The sequence below is a fragment of the Flavobacterium anhuiense genome, from assembly GCF_050990855.1.
In the GTDB taxonomy this organism is placed as follows: Bacteria; Bacteroidota; Bacteroidia; order Flavobacteriales; family Flavobacteriaceae; genus Flavobacterium; species Flavobacterium anhuiense_C.
The window spans coordinates 310,384-324,112 of the sequence record NZ_CP158861.1 but is presented as its reverse complement, the minus strand read 5'-3'; the positions used below and the strand labels follow the sequence as shown (position 1 = coordinate 324,112).

Sequence of the window (13,729 nt, the reverse complement as noted above, 5' to 3'; positions counted from 1 at the left end):
GCTTTTTTTGTTTTAAAAATTATACCAACTCCTAATAATAACTAGATAAAATGAAAAAAACAGCAATAATTCCATTACGTAAAAATTCTAAAGGAATTCCAGGGAAAAATAAAAAAAAGATGCTTGGGCGCCCGCTTTTCTCATGGGTTTTAGCAGAGGCTGTTTTTTCAAAATTGGATGAAGTTTATGTTTTCACAGACGATCAGGATATTATAGATTATATTAAGAAAGAATATTCATGGAGCTCAAAAGTAAAAACACTTTTAAGAAACGATGAAAATGCTTCTGATACAGCATCAACTGAAAGTGCAATGTTAGAATTTGCCGAAATTGTAAAATATGACTTTGATTTGTTGTGTTTATTGCAGGCAACTTCTCCAATGACAAGGGCGAAAGATATAAATTTAGCTTTAAACGAAATTCTTATCAATAAAAAAAAATCGGCCTTGACTGTTGTCAATACCCACCGTTTTATCTGGAATTCAGATGGAACTCCAAGTAATTATGATATTTTTAAAAGACCAAGGCGTCAAGATTTCGATGGATTATTGATTGAAAACGGAGCTATTTATGTTACTACAAAAGAATCTTTTCTAAGTTCAAAAAACAGAATAAGTGGTTCAATTGGGTTGGTAAAAATGGAAGAAGAATCTCTGGTAGAAATTGATAGTCTTTCCGATTGGGATATTATTGAAAAGTTATTGGCAGATCGCCAAAAAAAGAAAAAAGTACATCAAAGAATTGATTATCTAGTTTTAGACGTCGACGGTGTTTTTACCGACGGATGCGTATATTATGATGCCGAAGGAGAAATGGCTAAAAAATTTGACATGCGCGACGGAATGGGCTTGGAAATTTTAAGACAAAATAATGTTGAGGTCGTTGTCATGACTTCAGAAAATTCTGAGTTAGTTGCACAGAGAATGAAGAAATTGCAGATCAAATATACTTTTTTAGGAATAAAAGATAAATTTTCTTTTTTAACGCATTTTCTTTCGGAGAGAAATAGTAGTTTTGGCGCCGTTTCCTATGTGGGCGATGATGTAAATGACTTGGCAAATATTTGTAGTGTCGGATGGTCTTTTACACCCGCTGACGCAATAGATGTTGTAAAAGCAAATGCTGATTATGTATTGACTCATAAGTCTGGAGCTGGTGCAATAAGAGAAACTTGTGAAATTTTATTAAAGTATAATAAACGTTATGAAGGAATTTAAGAAACCTTACGTGATTGCAGAAATTGGATGTAATCACAAAGGTGAAATGGAAATAGCAAAAGAGTTAATTAAAATAGCTAAAATCTTCGGAAACGCAGATGCTGTTAAATTCCAAAAACGTAACAATAAAGAGCTTCTAACGGAAGAACAATATCATGCCCCACACCCAAATGCTTCTAATTCTTATGGAGAAACTTATGGGGCGCATAGAGAGTTTTTAGAGTTTGATGTTGAACAACATAGAGAACTAAAAGCATATTGTGACGAAATCGGAATCACATATTCTACTTCTGTTTGGGACACCACCTCGGCAAAAGAAATTGCTTCGTTAAATCCAGATTTTATTAAAATTCCGTCAGCTTGTAATAATAATTTCGAAATGCTTGCATGGCTGAGTGAAAATTACTCTGGTGAAATTCATATTTCTACAGGAATGACAACCAAAAACGAGACAGATACATTGGTAGATTTCTTTATGAAAAAAGATAGAAACCAAGATTTAGTTTTATATAATTGTACATCAGGATATCCTGTTCCTTTTGAGGATGTTTGCCTTTTGGATATTACTATTTTGCAACAAAAATATGGTCAAAAGGTTAAGCACATTGGTTTTTCAGGTCATCATTTAGGTATTGCTGTAGATATTGCAGCTTATACTTTAGGGGCTAATATAATAGAAAGACATTATACCCTAGATCGAACATGGAAAGGAACAGATCATGCCGCTTCATTAGAACCTATGGGATTACGAAAGCTTACTCGTGATTTAAATGCAGTTTATCAGGCATTGACTTTCAAGTCTTCTGATATTTTGCCCATCGAACAAATTCAGAGAGATAAACTTAAAAATAAAAAGGTTTAATTATATGTTTTTCTCAAACACAATTAGGCTTTTTTGGTGGAATGAAAAAATCATTCAAAATAAAGATAGGGAGAATTACGGAGATCTTGTTGGCAAATATCTTGTAGAGAAAATATCTTCGAAAAAAGTGGTTTTTGCCTGGCCAAAAAAGTTTTCTATTTTAGATTGGTTTGCACCAATTTATGTAACTGTTGGAAGTATACTAGCAAACATAAATCATAAATGCATTGTTTGGGGAAGTGGTATAATTGATCAGAAAACAAAAGTAAAGAATGCAAATTTTCTTGCTGTTCGCGGACCACAGACGAGAAAATATCTTTTAGATCTTTCTTTCGAAGTTCCAGAAGTTTATGGCGATCCAGCTTTGTTATTGCCGAGATATTTTAATCCGAAGATTGAAAAAAAATATAAATATGGTTTTGTGCCTCATTACAACGATTTTAAATTAGTTAAAGACTGGTTTAAAGACAATCCGGAAATATTTCTAATTGATATGATGACAAATGATGTTGAAGCAAAAACAATAGAATTCCTTCAATGCGAAAAAATTGTTTCTTCTTCACTTCATGGAGTTATTATTGCTCATGCTTATAATATTCCAGCTGTTTGGCAGAAATTTTCAGATAAAGTGTTTGGCGATGATATAAAATACCAAGATTATTACGAATCTGTCAAGCTACCTTTTTTTAAACAAGAAATAAGGCTAGAAAAATATTCGATTTCTGAATTGGAAGATTTATTCGAAAAACTTCCAAATCTTCCTAAAAAACAAGTTATAGATCAATTGTGTGAAGGACTGATGAGTGTTTGCCCTTTTAAATAAAAACTTTTACTAGCATATTATAGATTTTGTCTTTGATGAAAAAAAACATATTTATTTTTTTACCTGACGGTGTTGGACTTCGCAATTTTGCTTTAACCTCTTTTAAAGAAATTGGAGAAAAAAATGATTTCGATATTACGTATTGGAATAACACACCATTTTCTATTAAGGAAAAATTAGGTTTTAAAGAATTAAAAATTCAAGAAAAATCATTACATCCTGTAACAACGGTTTACAGCCGTGCACGTAAAAGAATGGAGCTGAACTTCTTTGATAAGAAGTTTAAAGAAGTCGTTTACAATACTTATAATTTTCCTCAATCCTATAAGGGAGTTACTAATCTTGCTAAAAGTTTAATGGTTGATGTTCTGACAGCTTTTGGTTCTAATGAAATAGGAATCAACTTTGTTCGAGAGCAAATAAAAAAAGGTGAGCGCACTACAAGTAAATACAGAGAAAGCAAAAAACAATTAGAAGAACATAAACCTGATTTTGTTTTTTGTACAAATCAACGTCCTACTCAAGCCATTTCATCTATCTTGGCAGCGCAGGATTTAGGAATTCCAACAGGAACTTTTATCTTTTCTTGGGATAATCTTCCTAAAGCTACAACTTTGGTAGAAACAGATTACTATTTCGTGTGGAGTGAACACATGAAAAAAGAGGTTTTAATGTATTGCCCTTATGTAAAAGAAGATCAGATTTTTGTAACGGGAACACCTCAGTTTGAAAGTCATTTTGATAAATCGCTTTTACAATCAAAAGAAGAGTTTTATAATTCTCATAATCTGGATCTAAACAAGAAATATATCTGTTATTCCGGAGATGATATTGTAACCTCTCCCTTAGATCAATATTATTTAGAAGATTTAGCACTATCAGTTAGAGAATTAAACCAAAGAGGATATTCATTAGGTATAATTTACAGAAAATGTCCTGTAGACTTTACAGATCGTTATGATGAGGTTTTGAAGAAATATCAAGATGTCATTGTAAGCATCGACCCGCTTTGGAGCCCAGTTGGACAAAGCTGGAATGAAATTATGCCAACAAAAGAGGATTTTGCATTACAAACAAATATTTGTGAATACACAGAATTTGTTGGTAATATAGCTTCTTCAATGGTGTTTGATTTCTCAGCTCATGATAAATCATGTTTGTTTTTTAATTATGAACAGCCACAATTAAAAAAAGGAATTCGCGATATCGGGCAAAACTACAAATACATACATTTTAGATCAAAACCCTCAGAAGAAGCGGCCTTGTGGATAAGAGATAAAAAAGATTTAACTAGTATGGTTAAAGATATTCTCGATGGAAAAATTTCAAGCGTAAAAGAGAGTAAAAAGTGGTTTGAGATTATTGTCGGGCCAAATCCAACTCAGGCATCTGAAAAAATATGGGAAAGTTTAAACAGCATTTTAAAAAAGTAACCCGTTATGTTCTTTAACTCGCTGGCATTTGCCATTTTTTTGCCAATCGTTTTTTTTCTCTATTGGTTTGTATTCAATAAAACAAAAAGCACACAGAATGCATTATTGATTATTGCAAGCTATTATTTTTATTCCTGTTGGGATTGGAGATTTCTGTTCTTATTAGTTTTCTCTACATTCTTAGATTATTTTACAGGAATACAGATTGAAAAAAGTAATTCTGATAAGGGAAGAAAATTTTGGTTCTGGCTTAGTGTATTAGTGAATTTAGGATTCTTAGGAGTATTTAAATATTATAACTTTTTTGCAAGTTCTTTTGCTGAAATGTTCACTTCATTTGGGTTTAAGGTTAGTCCAATGTTATTGAACGTCATTCTGCCCGTTGGTATTTCATTCTATACTTTCCACGGATTATCTTATGTAATTGATATTTATTATAAAAGAATTAAAGCAGAATACAATTTTGTTGATTACTCGCTGTTTGTGAGTTATTTTCCACTATTAGTTGCTGGACCAATAGAAAGAGCAGCACATTTGCTTCCTGAACTAAAAGAAAAACGTAAATTTAATCTTGAAAAAGCAAAAGAAGGCGTTTATCAAATTGTTTGGGGATTAGTTAAAAAAGTAGTTATTGCAGATACTTGCGCCGTTTATGCCAATGCCATTTTTGACCATTATCCTTCGATGAATTCGTTTTCATTGATTTTGGGGGCAATTTATTTTGCTTTTCAGATTTATGGAGATTTTTCAGGATATTCAGATATTGCTTTGGGGGTTTCTAAATTGTTTGGTTTAGAGTTATTAAGAAACTTCAATTATCCCTATTTTTCAAGAGATATTGCCGAATTTTGGCGTCGTTGGCATATTTCGCTTTCTTCTTGGTTTAGAGATTATTTGTATATCCCATTAGGAGGAAGTAAAGGTGGGCTTTGGATGAAAATAAGAAACACATTTATCATTTTTATTGTTAGCGGTTTTTGGCATGGCGCCAATTGGACGTATATTGTTTGGGGATTTATAAATGCCGTTTATTTCCTTCCGTTATTACTTTCAAATAGCAATAGAAACAATATGGATTCAATAGTTTTAAAATGGAATTTGAATTCTTTAAAAGTATTGTTTAGCATTCTAACTACTTTTTTACTGACATGTGTTGCATGGGTGTTTTTTAGAGCAAAAACGATTACCGATGCAGTTTTATATCTAAAAAGAATATTTACGGATAGAGAGTTTGGTTTTCAATATTTAGATAACGAACGATATAATTATGAGTTGTTACTTATGATTGGTTTATTTGTTTTAATAGAATGGAACAATAAAACTAAAGTTGAACCAATTTCTGGAAAAAGAAGTTTTCTAAAAATAGCATTGGCTATTATGGCTATTATAGCATTTGGAACTTATTCAGATTATAAAGAATTTATTTATTTTCAATTTTAATGAAGAAGTTTTTATTATACATATTTGGAATTTTTCTTTTAACAGTTCTGATAGCAGTTCTTTTGGACGGACTTTATACTTATGTCTTTATGCAATCAAAAAAACGTGGAAAAATTGAAACGGTTTTCAATTCTACAGCGAAGAAATACGACGTAGTAATTTTAGGGTCATCAAGAGCTAATAATCATTTCGTATCACAAATGTTTGAAGGCAAAGGACTAAAAACATTTAACTACGGCATGAGTGGCGGACATTTATTTGAAGCTTCTTTAATGTTGAAATTAATGATAGAACGAAAATATGAAATCAAAAACGTGATTCTTGAAGCCGATTTAAATCTTTCCAACGATCAAGAATCAGAAGGAGTTGCAACTAAGTTTTTACCGTATATTCATTGTTCGAAAGTTATAAAAGATCATTTCTCTAAAGAGGAATATTTTAATGAATTATATTATATTCCGTTTTATAGGTATGTAAAATTTGATTCTAAAATTGGTTTTAGAGAAGTCTACAAAATAGCAATAAATGAAAAAACGAATGCATTAGACAATTTAGGATATTATCCTTTAGAAAAGCATAAAAATGGTAATATGAAGAATAATATTGTCAATTTAAATCCGCTACCACATAATAAGTACTACGAAGAAATTAAAAACATTTGTAAAAAGAATAACATCAATTTCATTGCTGTAATGACACCAATGTGTGAGAATGTTGTTGGAATGAATTATTTCGATAAAGTAAAGAAAGCATATCCTGAAATTTATAATTATGAAAATGTTGTCGTAGAAGATAAATACTTTTCCTCTTGCGGGCATATGACCGATCAAGGAGCAAAACTGTTTACAGCAAAGATTTTAAACGATTTTTTTTAAGAAGTAAAAGTGGTTTTAAATCTTTAATAAATGATAACATTTAGTAAAATAGGAAAGAAAGGAAATCTAGGAAACCAACTTTTTCAGATAGCAGCTACAATAGGATTAGCGACTAAAAATGGTCGTGAATTCTCTTTTTTACCTTGGAAATATCAAAATGGTTTTAATAATCAATTACCTCTTTTATCATCAGATTTATCCAATTTTGTTAATGTTGTAGAAGAAGAATATCATCATTACCAGTGGAATTTTGAAGATAAAAAATATGATATTGATGGTTGGCTTCAAACAGAAAAATATTTTGATGCAGAGTTAACCAAACACTATTTTGAGTTTTCAGATTCTTTGAAAGAAAAAATAAGTAATTTATACCATAGAGCTTTTCAAAAACGTACCATTTTAATTTCTATAAGAAGAGGTGATTTTGTAGATCACAAAGATTATTTTCAGCTTCCAATTAATTACTATTTAAATAGTTTAGCCGAATTTTTTCCAGATTGGGATTCTTGTAACCTGATTATTTTAAGTGATGATATAAAATATTGCAAATATCATTTTTCATTTTTAGAAAATGCTTTTTTTGGAGATGGACTAAATGAGGTAGAACAACTTTGTTTGGGTACAATGTGCAATGATTTTATAATTAGTAATTCTACTTTTTCTTGGTGGACTGCTTGGTTGGGAGAAAAAAGGGATTCGAAAATTATAAGACCATTAAAAAATTTTGATGGACAAAAGAGTATTGAACTCGATGATAAAGATTATTATCCTGATAGATGGATTCAATACAATCATTTGGACAAAAAAATTAAACTGACGAATTTGGTGTTTTTGATAAACTCTAGTCAAAATCAAGAAGAGATAAAAATATATTTGTCTAGTTATTTTGATGTAGAATTTGTTCTAAACGAGAATAATTTTCAGTCTCAGAAAAATATTTATACCGTAAATAAAGATTATTTCATGCCTCCTCTTTTAGTTTATTTTTCTTGGCTAAAACTTGAAAAATCAAATTTAAATATGGTCAGCAATAGTGCTAATGAAATATTTAAAGTGTCAAAAATATTCAATTTTCAGGAATTTTTAATACAGAAAGATTTTGGTTTTTTCTCCAAAATTTTTTCGTTCGCGAAGGAAAACAATAAAAAAGAAAATTATAATAAGGAGATTTATTTAAAACGAGGCATTGCATTAGAATCAAATGAAAGTGAGCTTTTAATACACTTTCGAGCAGGTAGATTTCTGAATATTGGAGGTTATCAATTTAGTTTTAAAAGATTTCTTAAAAGAAAAGAAATCCTGTTGAAAAGAAGTGTAAAGAAACAATTGAAGAAAATAGAAAAATGAAACCAAAGTTGCACGTTGCCTATATTGTATCGCATTATCCTCATAAAGCTTTTGGGCATGACGGAGGAATTGGAACTAGTGTTTTTACTTTGGTCGAAAAACTAAGAAAATCTAATGTGCAAGTTTCTGTTTTTGTATATGGACAAAAAGAAGAATTTGTTATTGAAGAAGAAAATGCTACAATTTACAGTTTAAGCAATAATAAAGGGAAATATTTTAATTTTTACTGGAATAGAAAAAAAATAGAAAAATTTATAAATAAAACTATCGTAGAGAAAAAAATTGACATCATTGAAGCTCCCGATTGGACTGGAATTACAGCTTTCATGCATTTTGAAATTCCTTTAATAATACGTTTTCACGGAAGCGATGCCTATTTTTGTCATTTGGATAATAGAAAGCAGAAGCGTAAAAATTTCTGGTTTGAAAAGCTTGCCATTAACGGAGCAAAGGCTTTTATAGCTCCAACCAAATTTGCAGGAGAAGTTTCGAAAAATCTTTTTAATATAACAGGAAAGGAAATAAAGACGATTCATTATGGTTTAGATCTTCAGAACTTTGAGAACGAAACGCCAGAAATATTTGAAAAAGATTTGATTCTATATGCGGGAACTTTAATTAGAAAAAAAGGGGTTGTAGAACTTCCAGAAATTTTCAAGAAGGTTCGTCAGGATTTCCCGAATGCTAAATTAGTTTTAATTGGTGGCGATGCTCCAGATTTAAAAACAAAATCGAAATCAACTTGGGAAGTAATGAAGACTTTATTTTCGAATGATGATTTGAAGAACGTAAATTATTTAGGAAAAATTCCTTACAGTGAAATTCAAAATCACATGAAGAAAGCAAATGTGTGTGTATTTCCAACTTTTGCAGAAACATTAGGAATGGTCACGATAGAATCTATGGCGATGCAGAAAGCAGTTGTAAATAGTAATATCGGATGGTCGCAAGAGCTTATTGTAGATAAAGAGGATGGTTTTTTAGTTCATCCTTCAGATCATGATTTATACGCAGAAAGAATTAAAGAGATTTTAGCCAATAATCTATTAGCTGAAAAAATTGGTAAATCTGCACGAAAACATGTTGAAGAAAAATTTGATATCGATAAGCTTGTGCTGGAAAATATAAACTTTTATCAAAATATTTTAAATCAAAAAAAATGATAATTGTTTATCATCAAAATAATAAAATTATAGAAGCTTGTTTTGAAGAGCGAAATATTCTTTTTTCAAAAAAAAGCATAGCATCTAACTTATTTGAAATTGCCGAAAAGTATCCCAAACAGCTTATAATTTGGTGCCATTTAGATTTAAAATCAAATTTGAATATCGAAAAAATTGAAGAAATTTTTCATCATAAAAAAATAGTAGCTTCTTATAATTTATCAGCTAATTCATTTTTGCCAGAAGTAGTAGAATATGTCGATGAATCTCTTTTTCTAAATATTAAAAAAGATGTTAGCTACCCAACTTGGATGATGAGCAGTGATGTTGGCGGAATTCATGCAGAAGTTTTAAATGCTTTAAGCGATCAAGTTATTAAAGACTCAAATTTTGACTATTTTTTGTGTTCAATAACAAAATTAGCATCAGTTGCGGGACTTTTGGGATATTCAGAACCATTGTTAATCGTTAATTCTTATTCTAGCATCAAAGCAAGAGAAAGAGCAAGAGAAAGATACTTTTTAGCATTCCGTTTTGTAAAGCAGCATTATAGAACTCGATGGGTCTTTTTATTGTTTTTAGATTTATTATTGTATGAAAAGAAATTTGCTATTCTTCCATTGTTCGCAAGTTTTGGATTCAGAAAAAGAAGTCTGGATAAAGATTTATTGGATGATATTACTGTCCAATCTAGTAGAAAAGTGATAGAAAATAAGACAATTGATGTTATTATTCCAACAATTGGTAGAAAAAAATATTTGTATGATGTTCTAAAAGATTTGTCTAAGCAGACTCATTTGCCTGAAAATGTTATTATAATTGAACAAAATCCCGAACCTGATAGTGTTTCAGAACTCGATTATTTAAATAGCGAAAGTTGGCCTTTTACTGTAAAACATACTTTTACACATCAAGCAGGTGCATGTAATGCAAGAAATCTAGCTTTAGCTGAAGTTACAAGTGAGTGGGTTTTCTTAAATGACGATGATAATAGATTTGAATCTAATTTGATAGAAAAAACATTTGATGCTATTTACCAATATGGTTGCTTATCGGTTTTAACATTTTATCCCGTTAAAGGGCAAAAATTAATTGAAAGAAAAATTTGTCAAGCACCAATTTTTGGATCTGGAAATAGTTTTGTAAAGGCAACAGCATTAAAGAAAGTTAAGTTTAATAAAAGTTTAGAATTTGGTTATGGAGAAGATGCTGAATTTGGAATTCAGCTTAGGAATATAGGTTTTGATGTGGTTTATTTTCCAAATCTTCTCATTAATCATTTGAGAGCTCCTAGTGGGGGCTTTCGAACGAAACCTACTTTAGCTTGGCATAATGATCTCATTCAGCCAAAACCTTCTCCAACGATAATGTTTTTTAAACTAAATAATTCTACTTTCAAGCAATTAATGGGATATAAAACAGTATTGTTTTTTAAGTTTTATAAAGTGCAGCCTATTAAAAATCCGATAAAATATTTTTTGAATTTTCAACTTCAATGGAAATCAAGCTTGTTGTGGGCAGAAAGATTAAAGGAGTAAGGTTTTAGCATTAATTATTAATAAATTATATAAAGTACAGCAGTTATATTATGCACTTATCATTAATAGTATGTACTTACATGCGTTCGGAATCATTATTAAAGTTACTTGAGTCTGTTAAAAATCAAGAGTTGTACCCAAATGAAATTTTAATTATTGATGGATCGCTCAACGATGAAACAAAATTAGCTTTAGATGAAAATGTATTCGATAATTTAAAATATTTCAAAGTTTCTGATCAGGATAGAGGATTAACAAGGCAACGTAATTTCGGGATTTCTAAAATAAATTGCGAAACAGATGTTGTTTGTTTTTTGGATGATGACACAGTTTTGGAACTGAGATATTTTTCTGAAATAATTAAAACATTTAAAAATAGAACCGATGTAATTGGTGTTGGAGGCGTAGCTGTAAATGAGAATAAATGGAAACATCAAGAAACTGGAGTTTTCTACAATAGAAAAAAATATTATCTCTTTGAAGAATATTATTACCCAGAAGGTCTAAGAAATATTGTTAGAAATTATTTAGGACTTGCTTCTAATTTGGAACCAGGAAAAATGCCTACATATTCTCATGGGCGAACTAGTGGATTTCCTCTCACGGGAAAAACGTATGAGGTTGATTTGCTAATTGGAATGTCAATGGCTTTTAGAAAAGATATTCTTGAGAAAATTCAGTTCTCAAAATTCTTTGAAGGCTATGGTTTATATGAAGATGCTGATTTTAGTTTAAGAGCTTTACAATTTGGAAAAAACGTAATTAATACAAATGCGAGATTAAAGCATTTTCATGATGCTGCTGGAAGACCAAATCATTTTAAATATGGGAAAATGGTGGTGAGAAATGGATGGTATGTTTGGAGAATCAAAAATAGAAAACCTAATTTTATTGATTTTTTCAAATGGCATTCTATTACTCTTCTATTGACTTTAATTCGCTTTAGCAATATTTTGACAGAGACAGATAAAAAAGGGGCTTTTAAAGAAGCAATAGGAAGAACCTTAGGCTGGTGGAGTTTGATTTTGAATAAGCCAAAACATTGATGAAAACAATTTTAATAGCTCATAATTATACAAAAAACTCATTTTCAATAATGAGTTATGAATTAGCTCATTATCTTGCAGATTTGGGCAATAGAATTGTTTTTATTTCTCATAAACCATTTTTTAGCGAGCCTGAAATAATTAAAAAAGAAAAAGGAGAAATAATTATTTGTTCGTGGCCTGGCCAGCAGAGGCCAACATCACTAAAAGACGTTTTATGGTTTTCTAAATTATATTTTAAATATCAGCCCGATTCAATTATCGGTCATTTTGGAGGTGCAAATATAACGATTGGAATATCGAAAATTCTTTCGTTTAATAAAGTAAAAACATTTTGTTATTACCACACATTATCGAAACAGATTGCTTTAGATAGTAAAGGAAATTTCTTCAGACAAAAAATATTTGTTTACAGAAAGAAAATTTTTTATAAATTCTTTTGCAATGTAATTATCTGTCCTTCAAAATTAGCAAAAGAAGATTTAAAGAATGTTTACAATTCTAATAAAGGTTTTGTGTTGTTGAATCCATTAAAAGACAGATTTGAAAATAAAAATATTCAAGAAGAAAATAAGATTGTTATTTCTTATTTAGGAAGACTTGATCCATCAAAAGGAATATTAGAATTATTGGAAGCATTTTTACTTTATAAGAAAAAAAATGAGGCATCAAAAATAATCTTGAATATTGCTGGAGGAGGAAGCTTAGACCAAAAAGTAAAAGAAAAGGCAGACGTTGAAGAGACGATAAATTTTTTAGGCGGTATTTCTTATGATAAAGTGGATGAATATTTGTCAAAAAGTCATTTTGTAATTATACCATCAAAAATTGATAATCTACCAACGGTTGGGCTGGAATCTCTTATGAATAAAACACCATTATTGATTTCAAATACTACAGGATTATCAGAATATTTAGAAGATGGAAAAGATTGCTTTAAATTTACACCAAACGTAGAATCTATAGATTTGCTTTTGCATAGGGTTGAAAACAATTTTATCCAGCAGTCACAGATGAGCAAATTTGCTAGGGAAACTTTTTTAAACAAATTTGGGTTAATGAGTTATTGTGTTGATTTTTCTAATCAAATACTTCAATAAATCTTAGAGATTAAAGAGATTTAGAAAGCAAAAAATAATAAAAAGGCATTGCGATAAATGGCTAATTGCGAAAAAAAATGAAAACAAAAGAAACAATTTTAGAAACGAATAAAAAACAAAAAGAGTTTTACAATAACAAAAAGAAAAACTTTGCAACAGCTCTTTGGTCTAAAATAAGAAATGGAATTTTTACTCGAATTAAAAAAAATATTGGAATTCAAGATCAAACATATATTTTGCATAAACAATGGTTTGGTGATTTGTCGAATAAGAAAGTATTAGATTTAGGGTGTTATTCTGGAAATTATTGGTCAATATATTTGGCAGAAAATGCAAAAGAATATTTGGGTATTGATTTGAGCGATATGGCAATTGCAAAATTGAACGAGCGTATAAAACATATACCTAATGCAGAAGCCCAAGCAATTGATTTTCTTTCGGATGATTTTCTTTCGGATGATTTTGATTTAATTTATGCGTATGGAGTACTTCATCATTTTCAAGACACGAATATTTTAATAGCACGTTTAAATGAAAAACTTAAAAAAGATGGAGAAATAATTAGTTACGATCCGCTTGAAACAAGTTTCCCAATTAAAGTTGTGAGAACATTGTATAGACCATTTCAGTCGGATGCCGCTTGGGAATGGCCTTTTACAAAAAAAACATTTTATCAATATAAAAATGCTTTTAATATTGTAGAAAGAAGAGGTTTGTTAGGCAAATCTAAATGGATTGCTCTTATAAATATATTACCTATCTCTAATGATAAGAAAAATAAAATTGGATTAAAATGGAACAGTGAAGATTGGAATAATTCTAAGACTTCAGATTCAGTTTTATTTAGCTGTATGCATTTAACAATGTTGATGAAGAAAAAATAGT

The 13,729-nt window shown here is 30.0% G+C and carries 12 protein-coding genes; all 12 read left to right on the top strand.

The annotated features are described in order from the left end of the window. Positions 1-50: 50 nt before the first annotated feature. The gene (locus tag ABTV69_RS01540; protein WP_433833657.1) at positions 51-1,217 is read left to right on the top strand and encodes a cytidylyltransferase domain-containing protein; all 1,167 of its coding nucleotides are present in this window, start codon (positions 51-53) and stop codon (positions 1,215-1,217) included. After that, positions 1,204-2,079, top strand: a complete 876-nt coding sequence (locus ABTV69_RS01535) for an N-acetylneuraminate synthase family protein (RefSeq protein WP_433833655.1) — start codon at positions 1,204-1,206, stop codon at positions 2,077-2,079. Before ABTV69_RS01540 ends, ABTV69_RS01535 begins: the two co-directional genes overlap by 14 nt. A 4-nt stretch (positions 2,080-2,083) precedes the next feature. Continuing rightward, entirely contained in the window at positions 2,084-2,902 is an 819-nt protein-coding gene (locus tag ABTV69_RS01530) for a polysaccharide pyruvyl transferase family protein (protein WP_433833653.1), read from the top strand. A gap of 35 nt (positions 2,903-2,937) precedes the next feature. Next, positions 2,938-4,335 carry a UDP-glycosyltransferase gene (locus tag ABTV69_RS01525; protein ID WP_433833651.1) on the top strand — a complete coding sequence of 466 codons (1,398 nt, stop codon included), beginning with the start codon at positions 2,938-2,940 and terminating at the stop codon, positions 4,333-4,335. A 6-nt stretch (positions 4,336-4,341) separates the two neighbouring features. Further along, positions 4,342-5,775 (top strand): MBOAT family O-acyltransferase, encoded by a 1,434-nt coding sequence (locus ABTV69_RS01520; RefSeq protein ID WP_433833649.1) that lies wholly within the window; start codon positions 4,342-4,344, stop codon positions 5,773-5,775. Further along, on the top strand, positions 5,775-6,650 hold the full coding sequence (locus tag ABTV69_RS01515; protein WP_433833647.1) for a hypothetical protein: 876 nt from the start codon (positions 5,775-5,777) through the stop codon (positions 6,648-6,650). Before ABTV69_RS01520 ends, ABTV69_RS01515 begins: the two co-directional genes overlap by 1 nt. A gap of 30 nt (positions 6,651-6,680) precedes the next feature. Continuing rightward, positions 6,681-7,997, top strand: a complete 1,317-nt coding sequence (locus tag ABTV69_RS01510; protein ID WP_433833645.1) for an alpha-1,2-fucosyltransferase — start codon at positions 6,681-6,683, stop codon at positions 7,995-7,997. Further along, on the top strand, positions 7,994-9,160 hold the full coding sequence (locus ABTV69_RS01505) for a glycosyltransferase family 4 protein (protein ID WP_433833643.1): 1,167 nt from the start codon (positions 7,994-7,996) through the stop codon (positions 9,158-9,160). Before ABTV69_RS01510 ends, ABTV69_RS01505 begins: the two co-directional genes overlap by 4 nt. Next, positions 9,157-10,698: a glycosyltransferase family 2 protein gene (locus ABTV69_RS01500; protein ID WP_433833641.1), complete on the top strand. Its 1,542-nt coding sequence runs from the start codon at positions 9,157-9,159 to the stop codon at positions 10,696-10,698. The genes ABTV69_RS01505 and ABTV69_RS01500 overlap by 4 nt, the downstream gene beginning before the upstream one ends. Positions 10,699-10,748: 50 nt before the next feature. Then, complete coding sequence (locus tag ABTV69_RS01495) at positions 10,749-11,744, top strand: glycosyltransferase family 2 protein (protein ID WP_433833639.1); 996 nt, start codon at positions 10,749-10,751, stop codon at positions 11,742-11,744. Then, on the top strand, positions 11,744-12,844 hold the full coding sequence (locus ABTV69_RS01490; protein ID WP_433833637.1) for a glycosyltransferase family 4 protein: 1,101 nt from the start codon (positions 11,744-11,746) through the stop codon (positions 12,842-12,844). Before ABTV69_RS01495 ends, ABTV69_RS01490 begins: the two co-directional genes overlap by 1 nt. A gap of 77 nt (positions 12,845-12,921) precedes the next feature. Then, positions 12,922-13,728, top strand: coding sequence for a class I SAM-dependent methyltransferase (locus ABTV69_RS01485; protein WP_433833635.1), 807 nt, complete (start codon positions 12,922-12,924; stop codon positions 13,726-13,728). Position 13,729 lies beyond the last annotated feature (1 nt).

Bases quoted from the DNA above. Each gene is read 5' to 3' on its own strand.
- ABTV69_RS01540 (WP_433833657.1), top strand. From the start codon at position 51: ATGAAAAAAACAGCAATAATTCCATTACGTAAAAATTCTAAAGGAATT.
- ABTV69_RS01535 (WP_433833655.1), top strand. From the start codon at position 1,204: ATGAAGGAATTTAAGAAACCTTACGTGATTGCAGAAATTGGATGTAAT.
- ABTV69_RS01530 (WP_433833653.1), top strand. From the start codon at position 2,084: ATGTTTTTCTCAAACACAATTAGGCTTTTTTGGTGGAATGAAAAAATC.
- ABTV69_RS01525 (WP_433833651.1), top strand. From the start codon at position 2,938: ATGAAAAAAAACATATTTATTTTTTTACCTGACGGTGTTGGACTTCGC.
- ABTV69_RS01520 (WP_433833649.1), top strand. From the start codon at position 4,342: ATGTTCTTTAACTCGCTGGCATTTGCCATTTTTTTGCCAATCGTTTTT.
- ABTV69_RS01515 (WP_433833647.1), top strand. From the start codon at position 5,775: ATGAAGAAGTTTTTATTATACATATTTGGAATTTTTCTTTTAACAGTT.
- ABTV69_RS01510 (WP_433833645.1), top strand. From the start codon at position 6,681: ATGATAACATTTAGTAAAATAGGAAAGAAAGGAAATCTAGGAAACCAA.
- ABTV69_RS01505 (WP_433833643.1), top strand. From the start codon at position 7,994: ATGAAACCAAAGTTGCACGTTGCCTATATTGTATCGCATTATCCTCAT.
- ABTV69_RS01500 (WP_433833641.1), top strand. From the start codon at position 9,157: ATGATAATTGTTTATCATCAAAATAATAAAATTATAGAAGCTTGTTTT.
- ABTV69_RS01495 (WP_433833639.1), top strand. From the start codon at position 10,749: ATGCACTTATCATTAATAGTATGTACTTACATGCGTTCGGAATCATTA.
- ABTV69_RS01490 (WP_433833637.1), top strand. From the start codon at position 11,744: ATGAAAACAATTTTAATAGCTCATAATTATACAAAAAACTCATTTTCA.
- ABTV69_RS01485 (WP_433833635.1), top strand. From the start codon at position 12,922: ATGAAAACAAAAGAAACAATTTTAGAAACGAATAAAAAACAAAAAGAG.